This window comes from Capillimicrobium parvum (genome assembly GCF_021172045.1).
GTDB classification, from domain to species: Bacteria; Actinomycetota; Thermoleophilia; order Solirubrobacterales; family Solirubrobacteraceae; genus Capillimicrobium; species Capillimicrobium parvum.
This window is the reverse complement of sequence record NZ_CP087164.1, coordinates 5,291,808-5,307,970: the sequence shown is the minus strand read 5'-3', so window position 1 is coordinate 5,307,970 and position 16,163 is coordinate 5,291,808. Positions and strand designations below refer to the sequence as shown.

The 16,163-nt window shown below is 72.2% G+C and carries 17 protein-coding genes; 15 read left to right on the top strand and 2 right to left on the bottom strand.

What is annotated here, in order from left to right; genetic code table 11:
* Positions 1–33 precede the first annotated feature (33 nt).
* The 15 genes from DSM104329_RS25850 (at position 34) to DSM104329_RS25780 (ending at position 14,700) form a co-directional block, all read left to right on the top strand.
* The gene (locus DSM104329_RS25850) at positions 34–1,152 is read left to right on the top strand and encodes an N-acetyl sugar amidotransferase (RefSeq protein WP_259312745.1); all 1,119 of its coding nucleotides are present in this window, start codon (positions 34–36) and stop codon (positions 1,150–1,152) included.
* Position 1,153: 1 nt separating this feature from the next.
* Positions 1,154–2,992: an asparagine synthase (glutamine-hydrolyzing) gene (gene asnB, locus DSM104329_RS25845; RefSeq protein ID WP_259312744.1), complete on the top strand. Its 1,839-nt coding sequence runs from the start codon at positions 1,154–1,156 to the stop codon at positions 2,990–2,992.
* Positions 2,989–3,378 carry a hypothetical protein gene (locus DSM104329_RS25840; protein WP_259312743.1) on the top strand — a complete coding sequence of 130 codons (390 nt, stop codon included), beginning with the start codon at positions 2,989–2,991 and terminating at the stop codon, positions 3,376–3,378. Before asnB ends, DSM104329_RS25840 begins: the two co-directional genes overlap by 4 nt.
* Before the next feature lie 9 nt (positions 3,379–3,387).
* A complete protein-coding gene (locus DSM104329_RS25835) occupies positions 3,388–4,137 on the top strand; it encodes a class I SAM-dependent methyltransferase (protein WP_259312742.1) in 750 nt (249 codons plus the stop codon).
* On the top strand, positions 4,137–4,823 hold the full coding sequence (locus DSM104329_RS25830) for a class I SAM-dependent methyltransferase (RefSeq protein WP_259312741.1): 687 nt from the start codon (positions 4,137–4,139) through the stop codon (positions 4,821–4,823). The genes DSM104329_RS25835 and DSM104329_RS25830 overlap by 1 nt, the downstream gene beginning before the upstream one ends.
* The gene (locus DSM104329_RS25825) at positions 4,820–6,607 is read left to right on the top strand and encodes an asparagine synthetase B family protein (RefSeq protein WP_259312740.1); all 1,788 of its coding nucleotides are present in this window, start codon (positions 4,820–4,822) and stop codon (positions 6,605–6,607) included. The genes DSM104329_RS25830 and DSM104329_RS25825 overlap by 4 nt, the downstream gene beginning before the upstream one ends.
* The gene (locus DSM104329_RS25820) at positions 6,604–7,293 is read left to right on the top strand and encodes a cytidylyltransferase domain-containing protein (RefSeq protein WP_259312739.1); all 690 of its coding nucleotides are present in this window, start codon (positions 6,604–6,606) and stop codon (positions 7,291–7,293) included. The genes DSM104329_RS25825 and DSM104329_RS25820 overlap by 4 nt, the downstream gene beginning before the upstream one ends.
* Positions 7,290–8,297, top strand: a complete 1,008-nt coding sequence (locus DSM104329_RS25815) for a Gfo/Idh/MocA family protein (protein WP_259312738.1) — start codon at positions 7,290–7,292, stop codon at positions 8,295–8,297. Before DSM104329_RS25820 ends, DSM104329_RS25815 begins: the two co-directional genes overlap by 4 nt.
* Positions 8,294–9,445, top strand: coding sequence for a DegT/DnrJ/EryC1/StrS family aminotransferase (locus DSM104329_RS25810; RefSeq protein ID WP_259312737.1), 1,152 nt, complete (start codon positions 8,294–8,296; stop codon positions 9,443–9,445). The genes DSM104329_RS25815 and DSM104329_RS25810 overlap by 4 nt, the downstream gene beginning before the upstream one ends.
* Positions 9,438–10,466 carry an NAD-dependent epimerase/dehydratase family protein gene (locus tag DSM104329_RS25805; protein WP_259312736.1) on the top strand — a complete coding sequence of 343 codons (1,029 nt, stop codon included), beginning with the start codon at positions 9,438–9,440 and terminating at the stop codon, positions 10,464–10,466. Before DSM104329_RS25810 ends, DSM104329_RS25805 begins: the two co-directional genes overlap by 8 nt.
* A 94-nt stretch (positions 10,467–10,560) precedes the next feature.
* Positions 10,561–11,103 (top strand): GNAT family N-acetyltransferase, encoded by a 543-nt coding sequence (locus DSM104329_RS25800; protein WP_259312735.1) that lies wholly within the window; start codon positions 10,561–10,563, stop codon positions 11,101–11,103.
* The gene (locus tag DSM104329_RS25795) at positions 11,100–12,095 is read left to right on the top strand and encodes an N-acetylneuraminate synthase family protein (protein ID WP_259312734.1); all 996 of its coding nucleotides are present in this window, start codon (positions 11,100–11,102) and stop codon (positions 12,093–12,095) included. The genes DSM104329_RS25800 and DSM104329_RS25795 overlap by 4 nt, the downstream gene beginning before the upstream one ends.
* On the top strand, positions 12,092–12,892 hold the full coding sequence (locus tag DSM104329_RS25790; RefSeq protein WP_259312733.1) for a class I SAM-dependent methyltransferase: 801 nt from the start codon (positions 12,092–12,094) through the stop codon (positions 12,890–12,892). The genes DSM104329_RS25795 and DSM104329_RS25790 overlap by 4 nt, the downstream gene beginning before the upstream one ends.
* 3 nt (positions 12,893–12,895) lie before the next feature.
* Positions 12,896–13,846 (top strand): hypothetical protein, encoded by a 951-nt coding sequence (locus tag DSM104329_RS25785; protein WP_259312732.1) that lies wholly within the window; start codon positions 12,896–12,898, stop codon positions 13,844–13,846.
* On the top strand, positions 13,843–14,700 hold the full coding sequence (locus DSM104329_RS25780; RefSeq protein ID WP_259312731.1) for a hypothetical protein: 858 nt from the start codon (positions 13,843–13,845) through the stop codon (positions 14,698–14,700). Before DSM104329_RS25785 ends, DSM104329_RS25780 begins: the two co-directional genes overlap by 4 nt.
* Positions 14,701–14,705: 5 nt before the next feature.
* Here the strand turns inward: DSM104329_RS25780 and DSM104329_RS25775 are convergent, their stop codons facing one another.
* Positions 14,706–15,533 carry a DUF2182 domain-containing protein gene (locus DSM104329_RS25775; RefSeq protein ID WP_407655860.1) on the bottom strand — a complete coding sequence of 276 codons (828 nt, stop codon included), beginning with the start codon at positions 15,531–15,533 and terminating at the stop codon, positions 14,706–14,708.
* A gap of 4 nt (positions 15,534–15,537) precedes the next feature.
* Positions 15,538–16,140 (bottom strand): DUF1326 domain-containing protein, encoded by a 603-nt coding sequence (locus DSM104329_RS25770; RefSeq protein WP_259312729.1) that lies wholly within the window; start codon positions 16,138–16,140, stop codon positions 15,538–15,540.
* Between the last annotated feature and the right edge of the window lie 23 nt (positions 16,141–16,163).

Here is a 16,163-nt window from a genome sequence, read left to right as displayed (position 1 = left end):
GGCGAGGGTAGCGCTGGCTACGCTCTTCGCCCCGTGAACTGGTGCACGCGCTGTGTCCTGCCCGACACGCGCCCCGGCATCGTGCTCGATGCCGCGGGCGTGTGCTCCGCCTGCCGTGCGCACGGCACCCGCGACGAGGCGGTCGACTGGGCGGCGCGCGCCGCCGCGTTCGGCGAGCTCGTCGAGCGGACCCGTGCGCTGGACCGCCGCTGGGACTGCGTGATCCCGGTCTCCGGCGGCAAGGACTCGACCTGGCAGGTCGTCACCTGCCTCGAGCACGGGCTGCATCCCCTGGCCGTGACGTGGCGCACGCCCGGGCGCACGCCGCTCGGCCAGCAGAACCTCGACAACCTGATCTCCCTCGGCGTCGACCACGTCGACTTCACCTGCAGCCCGCTGGTCGAGCGCCGCTTCCTGCTCGCCAGCCTGGACCGCTTCGGCACGACCGCGATCCCGATGCACCTGGCCCTGTTCAACGTCCCGCTGACCGTCGCGGCGCGCTACGACGTGCCGCTCGTCGTGTGGGGCGAGAACTCGGCGGCCGAGTACGTGGGCGACACGGCGGCCACGCACCGGCTCGACGCCGAGTGGGTGCGCCGCTACGGCGCCGTCCACGGCACGACGGCCGCCGACTGGGTGTCGGACGAGCTGACCGAGCGCGACCTCGCCCCGTACTTCGGCCCCACCGACGCCGAGCTCGAGGCCAAGGGCATCGAGGCGGTGTTCCTCGGCGAGTACCTGCGCTGGGACCCCGAGATGACCGCCCGCGTCGCCGCCGAGCACGGCTTCCGCGCCCGCGACGAGGGCCCGAGGACCGGCGTCTACGCGCACGCCGACATCGACGACGACTTCATCTCGATCCACCACCACCTCAAGTGGCCGAAGTTCGGGTTCACGCGCTCCTTCGACAACCTCTCGCTGGAGATCCGCAACGGGCGCCTCACCCGCGACGAGGCGATCGCGCGCCTCAGGGAGCTCGGCGACGAGACGCCCTACGACGACATCGCCAAGTTCTCGGCCTACGTCGGGATCGGCACCGACGACTTCTTCGCCCGAGCCGAGCGCTGGCGCAACCCCGACGTCTGGACCCGGCGCGACGACGGCGTCTGGACGATCGAGGGCTTCCTCGTCGACGACTGGCCCTGGTCCTGAGATGTGCGGGATCGCCGGCTACGTCGGGCGCGCGCCGCTCGACCGCGAGCGCATCGACGCGGCCCTGGGCCTCATGCGCCATCGCGGCCCCGACGACCGCACCGCGCGCACGTTCCAGACCGCCGACGGCCGCCACGTCGCGCTGCTGCACGCCCGCCTGACGATCATCGACTTCGACGAGCGCTCCAACCAGCCCTACCGGGTCGGCGGCACATGGCTGAGCTACAACGGCGAGCTCTACAACTACGTGGAGGTGCGCAAGGGGCTCGAGGCGCACGGGGAGACGTTCGCGACCACGTCCGACACCGAGGTGCTGCTGCGCCAGCTCGTCCGCCACGGCTTCGAGGGGCTGGACGGCTGCGAGGGGATGTGGGCGTTCGCCACGTACGACGAGTCCTCCGGCGTCGTGGCGCTGTGCCGCGACCGCTTCGGCGAGAAGCCCCTGTACCTGTTGCGCGACGGCGACGGCGGCCTCTACTTCGGCAGCGAGGTCAAGCTGCTCGCCGCTCTGTCCGGCCGCCCGTTGAAGCCGGACCGTGAGCACCTGCGCCGGTATCTCGTCAACGGCTACAAGGCGCTCTACAAGACGCGCGCCACGTTCTTCGAAGGCGTCGAGGAGCTCCGGCCGGGCATCGTGCTCGAGCTGGGGTCGGGCGGTGAGCGCGAACGCCGCTACTGGGACGCCGCGCCGCCCGACGAGCGTGCCGAGATGAGCTACGACGAGGCGGTGGCGGGGACCCGGGAGCGCCTCATCCGCTCCGTCGAGCTGCGCCTGCGCGCCGACACGCCGCTGGCGTTCTGCATGAGCGGCGGCATCGACTCCCTCTCGCTCATCGCGATCGCCAAGCGCGTCTTCGACTACGACGTCCACGGCTTCACGATCGTCAACTCCGACGAGCGCTACGAGGAGCAGGACATGGTCGACCACGCGGTCGCGCAGCTGCAGGTGCGCCACACCGCGATCCCCGTCGACACCGACCGCTTCCTGCCGCGCCTGCGCGAGCTCGTCCACCGGCACGACGCGCCGCTGTACACGATCACCTACTACGCGCACTGGCTGCTCATGCAGTCGATCCACGAGCACGGCTACCGCGTGTCGATCAGCGGGACGGCGGCCGACGAGCTCTACTCGGGCTACTACGACCACCACCTCGCCTACCTGCGCGACGTGCACCCCGACGCCGAGCTGTTCGAGCGCTCGGTCGCCAACTGGCGCGAGCACATCGCCCCGATCGTGCGCAACCCGTACCTGCAGGACCCGTTCTACCTCGTCGAGGACCCGGCGCGGCGCGAGCACGTCTACCTGGACGCCGGCGAGTTCTCGGCGATGCTCACCCGCCCGTTCACCGAGCCCTTCACCGAAGCCGACCTCGCCGGCGACCGCCTTCTGCGCAACCGCATGCTCAACGAGCTCTTCCACGAGTCGGTCCCGGTGATCCTCCACGAGGACGACCTCAACGCCATGTCGTTCTCGATCGAGAACCGCTCGCCGTTCCTGGACCGCGACCTCTACGAGTGGGCGTGCTCGGTGCCGACCCGCCACCTCGTCCAGCGCGGCATGGCCAAGGCGGTGCTGCGCGACGCGATGCGGGGCATCGTGCCCGACAAGATCCTCGACAACCGCCGCAAGGTCGGCTTCAACGCGCCGGTGCTCGACTTCCTCGACGTCGACGACCCGGCGGTGCAGGCGGAGCTCGGCGCCGACTCGCCGGTGTGGGAGCTCGTGCGCCGCGACGCTGTGCACGAGCTGCTCACGCAGGAGTGGCTGCCGAACTCCAAGAGCAAGTTCCTGTTCAACTTCCTCTGCGTGAAGCTCTTCCTCGAGGAGCACGGGACGTGAGGATCGAACCGATCGAGCCGCCCCGCGAGTTCGGGGTCGGGACCCGCGGCGGCACGCTGCGCCACGTCGCCGACGTCGCGCTCGAGGCCGACGAGGTCGTGACCCTCCGCGGCCCGGCCGGCTCGCAGGCCGACGTGACGCGCAAGGCGTGGGGCTATTACCTGACGCCCTCGCTGAACCAGCGCCTGGCCGAGCACGGCCTGCGCGCCGTGCTGTGCATGGGCGTCCCGCGCCGGGACGGCGAGCGCCCGCGGATGTACCTGCTCGCGGTCGAGGAGGGCGGGGACGCCGCGTTCGCCGAGTACCTGGCGGCCGAGGGGATGCGCGTGGTGGCGTGGCTGGACACCGACGATGCCGTGGAGCGCCTGGCCGCTCTGCTTGACTGAGGAACGCTTATGAGCACGAACGATCAGGCGATGCGCGAGACCTGGGAGACCTCCTTCAAGGAGCAGGTCGCCCGCGGCGCCTACAACACCGCGCCGGTCGAGGCGCTGGTGCGCACCGTGTCCTACTACCTGCGCGACCGTGTCGAGGCCGATCGCATCGCGGACCTGCACTTCGCCGAGCTCGGCTGCGGCGCCGGCCCGAACCTGGTGTGGCTGGCCGAGAAGGGCATGACGGTGTCCGGCGTCGACATCGCGCCGACGGCGCTCGACCTGGCCCGGCAGAACCTCGACCGCCACGGCTTCGCCGGTCAGGTCGGCGCGCTCGTCGAGGGCTCCGTGGCCGACGTGCCGTGGGCGGACGGGTCGATGGACGGCCTGCTCGAGTCGTGCGTCTTCCAGCACCTGCCGCGCGGCGATCGCGAGCGCGCGTTCGCCGAGGTGGGCCGGCTCCTGCGCCCGGGCGGGGTGTTCGTCGGCCACATGCTCGAGCAGGGCCACACCGTCTTCGGTCGCCACGAGCACGAGCAGCTCGCCGATGACCCGGGCACGGTGCAGCTCGAGGAGGGCGGCTCGAACTTCTACCTGTCGAACATCGGGCTCTCGCACTTCTTCACGAAGGACGAGATCCACCGCCTGTTCGACGGCTTCTCCCTCGTCGAGCCGTGCCTGGCGCGGTACGAGATCCCGGCGAGCGAGGCCGGCAAGCGCGGCTACGACGCGTACCTGCAGTCGATGCTCATCGTCTACGCGGTGAAGTAGTGCCCGGGGCGGCCAACCCGGACGCCAATCCCTGGGCCAACGACCGCGCGACCTTCGACCTCTACCGGAGGCGCGCGCGCGACGAGGCCGAGGAGATGACGTGCGCCGCCCAGGCGGCGGCGGTGCTCGGCCCGCTGATCGGGCCCGGCGAGAGCCTGCTCGACGCGGGCTGCGGCGGCGGCTCCTACCTGTGGTCGTTCAGGCGGCGCGGCTTCATCCCCGAGTGGTGGGGGCTCGACCACACGCCCGAGCTCGTCGACCTCGCACGCGCCGAGGTCGCGCCGCGGGCCGGCCTCGCGCCCGAGCGCTTCATGCTCGGCGCGATCGAGGACCTGGCGGAGGGCTCCTACGACAACGTCCTGTGCTTCAACGTGCTGACGAACAGCCCGCACTACGCCGCGCCGCTCGAGCGCCTGCTTCGCGCGGCGCGCAAGCGCATCCTGCTGCGCGAGTCGCTCGGCGACGAGCTCGTGGTCCGCTTCACGCCCGACCCGTACCTCGACGAGGGCAAGCGCCACATCCGCGTCTACCACAACACCTATCCCGCCGACGAGGTGATCGGGCTCATGGAGGCCGAGGGCTTCGCGGTCACCCGCATCCGCGACGAGCGCACCGGCGACGGCACCGAGATGGTCGTCGACATCCCGCACCAGTGGCGGATCCTGCTCGGGGAGCGTCGCTCGTGAGCCGCATCGCGGGCGGGCCGCGGGTGCGCGCGATGCTGGCCGAGAGCGGCCCGGGCGAGGCGTGGGTCGAGGGCGAGCTGGGCTGGGTCGGCGCCGGCCCGGCGAACGCCCACCGCGAGGACGGCCTGGCGGTCGTCGTCGACGGGACGGTCTACGCGCCGGCGGTGCGGGCCGGGGAGCCGGCCGCGGCCCTCGTCGCGCGGCTGTACCGCGAGCATGGCTTCGCGGAGGCGCTGCGGCGCCTGAACTTCGACGGCGCGATCGCGCTGCGCGACGGCGACACGCTGTGGCTCGGGCGCGACCGCTTCGGTGTGCGCCCGCTGTTCCACCTCGCCGACGGCAGCGCGTTCGCGTCCCGGCCGAGAGCGCTCCTCACGCTGCCCGGCGTCCCGCGCGCGCCGCGCCGCTCGTTCGTCGCCCGCTTCGCCGCCTCGCACTACCGCACGTTCGACAACGACCGCACCGCGTCGCCGTACGAGGCGATCGACCAGCTTCCGGCCGGCCACCTCCTGCGGGTGGCCCCCGGCAAGCCGCCGCTGCGCGAGGCGTGGTGGGCGCTCGAGGAGGCGCCCGACCTCGACGGCGCGCCGGACGAGCTCGCCGAGCGCTACCGCGAGCTGCTGCTCGACGCGGTCGGGATCCGGCTGGCCGCGGCCGGCCGGCCCGCGTTCACGCTGTCGGGCGGCATGGACTCCTCCTCGGTCCTGGCGAGCGCGGTCTCGCTCAGCGGCGAGCGGCAGCACGCGTACTCGACGGTCTACGCGCACGCCGAGTACGACGAGTCCGACGAGATCCGCTCGATGCTCGACCTCGCCGTGGCCGGGTGGCACCAGGTGCCGATCGGCAACCGCCCCGACGTGGTCGGCCTCGTCGAGCAGATGGTCGCCGCGCACGACGAGCCGGTCGCCACCGCGACGTGGCTGTCGCACCACGTGCTGTGCGGCGTCGTGGCCGAGGCCGGCTTCGACACGCTGTTCGGCGGCCTGGGCGGCGACGAGCTCAACGCCGGGGAGTACGAGTACTTCTTCTTCAACTTCGCCGACCTGCGGGCCGCGGGCCGCGAGGCGCAGCTGCGCGAGGAGGTCGAGGCGTGGGTGCGCCACCACGACCACCCGATCTTCCGCAAGAGCCGGGACGCGATGGAGGCGGGCCTGGCGCGAACCGTGGACCTGCACACGCCGGGCCGCATCCTGCCCGACCGGGCCCGCATCGAGCGTTACGACGCCGCCCTTGCGCCGGGCTTCTACGACCTGCGGACCTTCGACCCGGTGATGGACCGGGTGTTCGCGTCCTACCTGCGCAACCGCACCTACCAGGACCTGTTCCGCGAGACCGCGCCGTGCTGCCTGCGCGCCGAGGACCGCCAGACCCACGCCGCCGGGCTGCGCAACTGCGACCCGTTCTTCGACCACCGCCTCGCCGAGCTCATGTTCCGCGTGCCGGGCGAGCTGAAGATCCACGAGGGCGTGACGAAGCAGCTGCTGCGCCGGGCGACGCGCGGCCTGCTGCCCGAGGAGACGCGGACGCGCATCAAGAAGACGGGCTGGAACGCGCCCGCGGACAACTGGTTCTCGGGGCCGGGCCGCGACCTGCTGCACGACGTCGTGGGCAGCGCGGCGTTCGACCGCGGCATCTACGACCTCACCGAGGTGCGCCGCCTGATCGACGAGCACGACGAGATCGTCCGCTCGGGCCGGCCGGCCGAGAACCACATGATGTTCCTGTGGCAGCTCGTCAACCTCGACGTCTGGCTGCGCTGGCTCGACGCCCTTCCGCAGCCATGATCGAAGCGGTCGTTCAGGCCCGCATGTCCTCGCGCCGGCTGCCCGGGAAGGTCCTGCGGCCGCTGCACGGGCGCCCGGCGCTGCAGTACATCTTCGAGCGCCTGGCGCGCTGCGAGCGCATCGACGGCTTCGCGCTGGCGACCTCCGTCCAGCCCGAGGACGACGCCATCGCCGGATTCTGCGCCGCCCAGGGCGTCGCGTGCTTCCGTGGGCCGCTCGAGGACGTCGCGCAGCGCTACCTGCTCGCCGCCGACGCCCGCGGCCTCGACGCGTTCGTGCGCATCACCGGCGACTCGCCGCTGATCGACCACGCGCTCGTCGACCACGGCGCGACGCTGTTCGCCGAGGGAGGCGCCGACGTCGTCACGAACGTCTTCCCGCGCAGTACGTATCCCTCCGGGCACTCGCTCGAGGTCGTCGACGTCGCCGCGTTCCGCAGCGCCTACGCGCGGATGACCGAGCCCGACGAGCTCGAGCACGTCACCCGCTACTTCTACACGCACCCCGACGACTGGCGGATCCGCAACTTCACCCAGCCCGCCGACGAGGGCCGCCTCGACGTCTCGCTCGACACCGAAGCGGACGCCGAGCTCATCGAGGCCGTGCTGGCGCGGATGGACCGCCCGCACTGGGACTACTCGAGCGCCGAGGTCGCCGCGCTCGCCCACGAGGTCCTCGCCGCATGAGGCTGCGCGCCGCGGTCATCGGGCTCGGGGTCGGCGAGGCGCACATCGCCGGCTACCGCGCGCACGCCGGCTGCGAGGTCGTGGCGGTCAGCGACGTCGACCCCGTCCGGCTCGAGGAGGTCGGCGCCCGGCACCCGGGCCTGCGCCTCGAGCCCGACCCCGGCGCGCTGCTCGACGACCCAGGCATCGACGTCGTCTCGATCGCCTCCTACGACGACGCCCACTTCGCCCAGGTCAGCCGCGCGCTGCGCAACGGCAAGCACGTCTTCGTTGAGAAGCCGCTGTGCCTGGACCCCGGCGAGGCGCGGCAGCTGCACGAGCTGCGCGCCGCGCATCCGCGGCTGCGGATGTCGTCGAACCTGCCTCTCCGGCTCTCCCCGCGCTTCCTCGCGGTCCGCGACGCGCTCGCGGCTGACCGGCTCGGGCGGATCTACTACGCCGAGGCCGACTACGAGTACGGCCGGCTGTGGAAGCTCACCGAGGGCTGGCGCGGGCGGCTGCCGTACTACTCGGTCGTCCTCGGCGGCGCCGTGCACGTCGTCGACCTGCTGCTCTGGCTGACCGGCGAGCGCGTCGTCCGCGTCACCGCGCACGGAAACCGGATCGCCACCGAGGGCACGCGGTTCCGCTACGACGACTTCGTCATCGCCGTGCTCGAGTGCGCCAGCGGCACGATCCTCAAGGTCACCGCGAACTTCGCCTGCGTCCAGCCGCACTTCCACGCGCTCAAGCTCTTCGGCACCGAGGGGACGTTCGTCAACGGCCGCGAGGCGGGCACGCTGTGGCTCGGCCGCGACGACGACCCGCGGGCCGAGACCATCGATGCGCCGTATCCCGGCGTGCTGAAGGGCGACCTCATCGCGTCGTTCGTCGAGGCGATCCTCACCGGCGGGGACGCGGTGGTCACCGAGGACGACGTGTTCGCGACGATGGACGTGCTGTTCGCGATCGAGCACGCGGTCCGGAGCGGGACGCCCGTCGAGCTACCCTTCACGGCTCAATGACGACGATCCCCTTCGGAAAGCCCATGGTGGGCGAGGAGGAGCGTCGCGCCGTCGCCGAGGTGCTCGAGGGCACGACCCTCACCCACGGCCCCCGGGTCAAGGCCTTCGAGCAGGCCTTCGCCGAGTTCACCGGCGCGCCGCACGCCATCGCCACCGCGACCTGCATGGCCTCGCTGCACCTGGCCTACCTGGCCTGCGGCATCGGGCCCGGCGACGAGGTGCTCGTCCCGGCCCAGACGCACGTCGCGATGGCCCACGCGGTCGAGATCTGTGGCGCCACGCCCGTCTTCGTCGACGCCGACCCGCGCACCGGCAACGTCGACCTCGACCTGCTGGCGGCGGCGGTCACCGAGCGCACCCGGGCGGTCTCGGTCGTCCACTACCTCGGCCTGCCGGTCGACATGGGCCGTGTGCTCGAGGTCGCCCGCCGCCACGACCTGTTCGTCGTCGAGGACTGCGCGATCGCCCTCGGCGCCCGCATCGACGGCACCCACGTCGGCCTGCACGGCGACGTCGGCTGCTTCTCCTTCTATCCGGTCAAGCACATCACGACCGGCGAGGGCGGGATGGTCATCACCACCCGCGCGGACATCGCCGACCGCGTCTCCAAGCAGCGGGCGTTCGGCATCGACAAGAGCGTCCTCGCCGACCGCCGTCACACGGCCGCCTACGAGATCGAGTACGTCGGCCTGAACTACCGCATGGGCGAGATCGGCGCCGCGATGGGCGTCGAGCAGCTCAAGCGGCTGCCCGGCTTCCTCGAGCAGCGCGCGCGCAACTTCCGGTCGCTGGCCGCGGGCCTCGGCGGCGTCGACGGCCTGACCGTCATCGACTCGGACGGCCCCGGGGCCAGCCACTACTGCCTCGTCGCGCTGCTCGACGCGCCGCTCGCCGAGCGCCGCGAGGAGCTCATCGAGACGCTGAAGGGCGAGGGGGTCGGGACGAGCGTCTACTACCCCAAGCCGCTGCCGGACACGAAGTACTACCGCGAGACCTACGGCCATCCTGAGCGTTCATGCCCGGTGGCCGCCCGGATCTCGTACGAGTCGATCGCCTTCCCGGTCGGCCCCCATATCGAGGAGGAAGACGTGCAGCGGATCGTGGAGACGGTGGGGCAGGTCGTGGATCGGTTGGTGGCCCGTGCCTGACCTCAGCGGGCGCCGGATCGCCCTGGTCGGCGGCGCCGGCTTCATCGGCCACCATCTCGCGCTGACGCTCAAGGAGCGCGGCGCCGACGTCCACGTCATCGACGGCCTGGAGGTCAACAACCTCCTGTCCTACCTGGCGCTCCCGTCGCAGAACCCGAACCGCGACCTGTACCTGAAGATCATCAACCAGCGGCTGCGCAAGCTGGAGGCGGCCGGGGTGCCGCTGCACGTCCAGGACGCCCGGGAGTACGACAAGCTCTCGCGGATCCTCGGCGAGATCGAGCCGCAGACGGTCGTGCAGCTCGCCGCGGTGGCGCACGCCAACCGGTCCAACAAGGACCCGATGTCGACGTTCGACCACTCGCTGCGCACCCTCGAGAACGCGCTGGACTACTCGCGCGACAAGGCCGAGCACTTCGTCTACTTCTCCTCCTCGATGGTCTACGGAAACTTCCTGACGCCCGAGGTCGACGAGACGCATCCGCTGGACCCGATCGGCATCTACGGCGCGCTGAAGCTGGCGGGCGAACGTATGTGCATCGCCTACAAGCAGGTCTTCGACCTCGACTACACGATCATCCGCCCGTCGGCCCTGTACGGCCCGGGGTGCGTGAGCCGGCGCGTGAGCCAGGTGTTCATCGAGAACGCGCTCGTCGGCGACAAGCTGCGCGTCGACGGCCTCGGCGAGGAGCGCATCGACTTCTCGTGGGTCGAGGACGTCATCGAGGGCACCGTCCGGGCGATCGAGCACCCGGCCGGGCGCAACGAGGCGTTCAACATCACCACGGGCGGGGCGCGGACCCTGCGCGAGCTCATCGAGATCGTCCAGGAGCACTTCCCCGAGGTGGAGGTCGAGTACGTCGAGCGCGACGCGCTGCGGCCGTTCCGCGGCACGCTGAAGATCGACAAGGCCCGCGAGGCGATCGGCTACGACCCTCGCACGAAGCTGGAGGATGGTCTCGATCGCTACGTCGCCTGGTACCGCGACCTCGTCTCCGACGGGGTCCTCTCTGCGCGCTGACGCCTGGCTGTCCGAGCGCTTCGGCCACCCGGTGTGGTGGGTCGACGCGCCGGGCGACCTGGCGCAGGCCCGGCCCGGGACCTATCTGGCGCGCGTGGCCACCGAGCGCGTCGCGCAGCTGCAGGCGCTCTGCGACGCCGGGATGCGCGTGGTCGACGTCGGCGTGACGCTGGCGCGCACCGGCACGGCGCAGCCGCTGAGGCTCGAGTGGGCCGAGCCGGGCGATGCCGAGGCGCTCGCGCGCATCGCCGAGACGGCGTTCACGCGCACGCGGTTCCATCTCGACCCGGACATCCCCGACGCGGTCGCCACCGCGATCAAGCGCGACTGGGTGGCCAACGCGCTCGCGGGCGCGCGCGGCGACGGCGTGCTCGTGCAGCGCCGCGACGGGGTGGCGGTCGGCTTCCTCGTGCTCGTGAAGCGCGGCGACGACGCGGTGATCGACCTGATCGGCGTCGCGCCCGAGCACCAGGGCGCGGGCGTCGGCCGGACGCTCGTGCGCGGGCTGCTGGGGATGGTGCCGGGCGCAGTGAGCGTCGGGACGCAGGCGGCCAACGTCGGCTCGATCCGCTTCTACGAGCGCCTCGGGTTCGGGACCACGGCCACCGTCTACAACCTCCACCGCCACGTCGCGTGAGGATCGGCGCCTGCGACACCGCGGTCCGGCCCCTGGTCATCGCCGAGATCGGCAACAACCACGAGGGCGACCCCGAGGTGGCGGCGCACATCCTCGATGCGGCGGCCGACGCCGGCGCCGGCGCGGTGAAGCTGCAGACCTTCGACGTGCGCTGGTTCGTCCGCCCGTCCGAGCCCGACCGACTTGCGCGCTACGGCGGCTTCCAGCTCAGCGCGGACGAGGTGCGGGGGCTGGCCGAGCGGGCGCGATCGCGCGGGCTGCTGTTTCTCTCATCGCCGCTCGACCTCGGCTCGGTCGACGTGCTCGAGCCGCTCGTCGACGCCTACAAGGTCGCGTCGGGCGACAACGACTTCTGGCCGCTGCTCGAGCGCATCGGCGCGACCGGCAAGCCGGTCGTGCTGTCGGCGGGGCTCGTGGACATCGAGGGCGTCCGCCGGGCGAAGGCGGCGCTGGAGGCGGCCGGCTCGGGCGAGGTGGCGGTCCTGCACTGCGTGACGGCGTATCCGACGCCGCCTGCGTCGGTGAACCTGGCGGCGATGGCGACGCTGCGTGAAGCGATCGGCGGGACCGTCGGCTACTCCGACCACACCCTCGGCGTCGACGCCTGCGTCGCGGCGGCCGCGCTCGGCGCCGAGATCCTCGAGAAGCACGTCACGCTGCGCCACGACTACTCCGACTTCCGCGACCATCAGCTGTCGGTCGATCCCGGGGAGCTGGCCGAGCTCGTGCGCCGCGTCGACGAGGTGCGCACGCTCGTGGGCGAGCCGGGCAAGGCGCCGCAGCCCGAGGAGGAAGCGCTGCGCGCGGCGGTGCGGCGCTCGATCGTCGCCGCGGGCGAGTTCGAGGCCGGCCATGTGCTGGGTCCCGGGGACCTCACCTGGCTGCGCCCGCGCGACGGGCTGGCGCCCGGACAGGAGGACCTCCTGCTCGGCCGGGCCCTGCGGCGCGCCGTGGCGTTCGGCGAGACGATCCGCGTCGAGGACGTGGAGTGAGCGACCGCTGCGCGCTGTGCGACGCGGCGCTGGGCCCCGGCTTCGCGTACGACGCGCCGCCGGAGGGCGAGACGCCGTTCCCGCTCGAAGCGGGCCAGCGCTACCACCGCGCGTTCCTGCGCTGCCCGCGCTGCGGGCTGTGGGTGGCGCGGATGGACCTCGACCTCTCGCGGCTGTATTCCGGCGAGTACGTCGACGCCACCTACGGCGATGCGATGCACGCGACCTATGACCGGATCATGGGCCTGCCCGAGGAGCGCTCGGACAACGCGGCGCGCGCGCGGCGGGTGCACGCGCGCTTCGCCGCGCCGGGCACGCTGCTGGACGTCGGCTCCGGGCTCGCCGTCTTCCCGGCGCGGATGCGCGCGCTCGGCTGGCGCTGCACGGCGCTCGACCCCGACCCGCGGGCGGCGGAGCACGCGCGGACGGTGGCGGGCGTCGATGCCGTCGCGGGGGACTTCTTCGAGGCCGATGGGCTGGGCCGGTTCGACCTCGTGTCGCTGAACAAGGTGCTCGAGCACGTCGCCGATCCGGTGGCGATGCTCGCCGGCACGCGCGCGTTCCTGGCGGAGGGAGGCCGGGTGTACGTCGAGGTGCCCGACGGCGAGCGGGCGGCTGCCGGCGGCCCCGGCCGCGAGGAGTTCTTCCTCGAGCACCTCTACGCGTTCTCGCCCGCCTCGCTGTGCCTGCTGGCCGCCCGTGCCGGGTTCGAGGTGGCCGAGCTGGCCCGGCTGCAGGAGCCGTCGGCGAAGTACACGCTCTGGGCGTTCCTCGAACCCGCGGCGATACCCTCCTGACGCATGGCGCCCGCGTCCACGATCGAGGGCCTGGACCCGCGCTTCTTCCGTCCGTGCATCTTCGCGATGCTGCGCGAGCTCGACTACGGGACCCGCGCGACGGTCAACAACGGCGTGTCCTCCGGTCCCCACGCCACCCCGATGCTCGTCTCGATGAGCGCCTGGGACGCCGCGGACGGGCGCCACATCGGCACGACCGAGGCGTTCGACCGCCTCGAGCCTGGCGAGATCCGCAAGTTCGACGCCGACGGCCCGCTCGGCACGCTGCCCGACGTGCCCGCCGGCGACGTCCTCGCCGTCGTCCACGTCGTCCCCGAGGCGATGGCGGGCCGGCCCGCGGTCGACGCCGGCATCGCGGCGATGCAGGCCCACGTGCTCGCCTCCGACGACTTCATCGAGTACTACCAGCGCCCGAAGGGCGTCGTGACCGGCGTCGCCTACCAGACCGGCCCGCTGAACGACACGCGCCTGTCCTCCACGCGCTCGACCGTCTGCCAGGCGCCGAAGGTCATCGTCTCCGACCCGGTCGACACGCTGTTCCTGCTGATGAACGTGTCGACGAGCTTCGGCTACGCCGACCCCGTGCGGATGGACTACTGGATCCTCGGCGCGGACGGGTCGCGGGTGGCGCGCTCGCACGTCGAGGTGCCGCCGTTCACGTTCCGCCTGGTCAGCGCGACCGAGGCGCTCGAGCATGCCGGCAAGCTCGAGGAGTACCGCGCCGGCGGCGGCCTCGGGATGTTCCTCGGCCTCTCGCGCAACGGGACGCTCGTGCCGATCTCGCTGACGCGCAACAAGGTCACCGGCGCCATCGCCTGCGACCACACGCTCCCGCCGAAGTTCTACCTCTCGACGTGGGGCGGCGAGCCCCGCCACGCCGCCAACGCGCGCCTGGAGGCCGAGTTCTTCGCCGACGTGCCCGCGCCGCAGCCCGCAGGGGCGGCGGCGCCATGACCGCGCTCGGCGAGCGCGTCGGCACCGCGCTGCGCGAGCGCGGAGCGCGCCGCGGCAAGGCGCCGCGCATCCCGTACGCGCACTACTTCATCGAGTCCGACGGCCTGCACTCGCGGATCCACCTGCAGAACTTCTGGTCGACGTTCTGGCCGCAGGTCGACCGTCCGGCGATCGCGCACATCGAGGCCTACGACGCCTCCGGCCGGGGGCTGGGACAGCTGGACCGGTCGATCCCGCGCTTCGGCTCCCTGTTTCTCGAGGTGCGCGAGCTGCTCGCCGAGCTCGGCGCGGACGGCGTGCCCGAGGGGATCGTCGCGATCGACCTCGAGCCCGACGCCGAGGTGCGCCGACAGTTCGGCGACCTGCCCGACCCCGACCAGATCCAGATCAACACGCCGTACTGGATGGCGTACTACGACGACAGCCAGTCGTACATGTACGTGCACTCGATCGACACGCTCGCCGGAGTGATGTACGGCGCGCCGAAGCTCGTGACGTGGAGCCTCACGCGGGCGACGGGGATCGGCGAGCCGTGGCGCTCGTGGCGGCTCATCGAGGCCGAGCGCCTCACCGAGCTGCAGGTCGTCGCCATCAACCACGCACCGCAGGAGCGCTCGACGACCGTGCGCGTCCACGCCGCCGGCGGCGGCGAGCCGGTGCTCTTCGAGCAGACGCTCACCTTCCCCGCCCGCGGCCTGCACCGCGTGCAGGTGCCGCGCGAGCAGGTCGCCTCCTGGTTGCACGCCGGCCACGCGCAGGTGCGGGTCGGCCTCGATCCGCTGCTCACCGGCAACGGCAAGCCGTACGTGCTGATGCGCTACGACAGCGGGCCGCTGTCACTGCACCACGGCTGACTTGACTACATCCCCATCTGCTGCATCTGATCCATCTGCGGCATCGCGTGATGGGCGGGGATGGTGAGGCCGGGGATGGCGTCCGGCGCGGCCAGCAGCAGCACGCCCAGCGCCAGGAGGATCGTCGCCGTCCCGTAGGTGGCGACGCGACGCCACGGCAGGATCTTCTCGGCCGCGATCAGCCCGGCGACGACCGCCATCCAGGCGATGCTCATCAGCCCGAGCGCGAAGAGGGCCGCCATCAGAGCCCAGCAGCACCCGACGCACCAGGCGCCGTGCCGGGCGCCCATCTGCAGCGCGCCCGCCGGGCCGTCGCGCCACGAGCCGAGCAGGAACCCGAGCGGGCTGCGGCACTTGCCGAGGCAGACGTCCTTGAGCGGCGTGAGCTCGTAGGCGGCCGCGCCGACGAGCGTCGCGCCCGCGACCCACCGTCCCGCTCGCTCCCAGGCGAGGACGTCGCCCGCGAGGCGGCTCCCGGCCAGTGCGACGGCGAAGGCGAACGCTCCGACCGCGCCCCACACGACGAGATAACCGCCGGTGAACAACAGCGGCCAGAGCGCGGCCCGCTCACGGGTCATGCGCGAGTACAGGGCGACCGTCGGAGCGACCGACGGAAGCATCATCGCGGCCATCATCACGACCCACGCCCCGACGAACCAGCCGAACGTGCCCAGCTGCGTCCAGGGCCCGTCGTCCATGCCGGCCATCCGGTCGACCGTCGCCCACCAGCTGACGGCGGCGAGGGCGAAGAGCGCCGCCACGAGCCACGCTCGCGACCGAGCGGCCGCGAATGCCGGACCCAGCCCGGCGCGATCCGGCGCGGAGGCGATCATCCGCTCAGGCGGCCCAGGCGAACCCGGACTTGGAAACCCCGGTCTTGCCTTCGTACGCGATGCCGAACGCGTCGATGCGCGAGCGCGTGGCCTCGGCCATCGTCAGGTCCGTGCCCGCCGGGTGGAACATGCCGTCGAACCGGACCGGCCGTCCGGTCTCGCTGCCGAAGGGCACGATGTCCTCGATCTCGAAGTCGATCGCGTCGCCGACGCGCACGCTGTGGCGCAGCCCGTCGTGGCCCACCTCGATCCGCGCGCGCTCCACGCCGGCCATCTCGCCGACCAGCGGAGCCAAGCCGGCCATCGGGCCGCCGAGCTGCCCGCTGAAGACCTGGACGAGCTTGTCGGCCTGCTCGTCGGTCGCGTTCTCGTCGACGAACACGCCGAGCCGCCAGTTGCCGTCGGTCATCACCTTCGGGGTGTCGATGATGGCGACCACCGAGAGGCCGGCGACGTCCGTGCCGTCGATCGCCCCCTCCCGGATGTCGAACGCCAGGGTGGCGCGACAGAAGTCGTAGGTGGCCCCGTGGTCGAACGACAGGTTGCACGGGCACATCAGCTCGCATGAGCACGTCTCGACGTAGTTGCCCTTCAGGCTCCACGACATTGAGAACCCCTCCGGTCGGCGGA

What these genes read in the sequence shown, in the direction of transcription:
- asnB (WP_259312744.1), top strand. Translation starts at nt 1,154, where the DNA reads ATGTGCGGGATCGCCGGCTACGTCGGGCGCGCGCCGCTCGACCGCGAG.
- DSM104329_RS25835 (WP_259312742.1), top strand. Translation starts at nt 3,388, where the DNA reads ATGAGCACGAACGATCAGGCGATGCGCGAGACCTGGGAGACCTCCTTC.
- DSM104329_RS25820 (WP_259312739.1), top strand. Translation starts at nt 6,604, where the DNA reads ATGATCGAAGCGGTCGTTCAGGCCCGCATGTCCTCGCGCCGGCTGCCC.
- DSM104329_RS25815 (WP_259312738.1), top strand. Translation starts at nt 7,290, where the DNA reads ATGAGGCTGCGCGCCGCGGTCATCGGGCTCGGGGTCGGCGAGGCGCAC.
- DSM104329_RS25810 (WP_259312737.1), top strand. Translation starts at nt 8,294, where the DNA reads ATGACGACGATCCCCTTCGGAAAGCCCATGGTGGGCGAGGAGGAGCGT.
- DSM104329_RS25785 (WP_259312732.1), top strand. Translation starts at nt 12,896, where the DNA reads ATGGCGCCCGCGTCCACGATCGAGGGCCTGGACCCGCGCTTCTTCCGT.
- DSM104329_RS25780 (WP_259312731.1), top strand. Translation starts at nt 13,843, where the DNA reads ATGACCGCGCTCGGCGAGCGCGTCGGCACCGCGCTGCGCGAGCGCGGA.
- DSM104329_RS25775 (WP_407655860.1), bottom strand. Translation starts at nt 15,533, where the DNA reads ATGATCGCCTCCGCGCCGGATCGCGCCGGGCTGGGTCCGGCATTCGCG.
- DSM104329_RS25770 (WP_259312729.1), bottom strand. Translation starts at nt 16,140, where the DNA reads ATGTCGTGGAGCCTGAAGGGCAACTACGTCGAGACGTGCTCATGCGAG.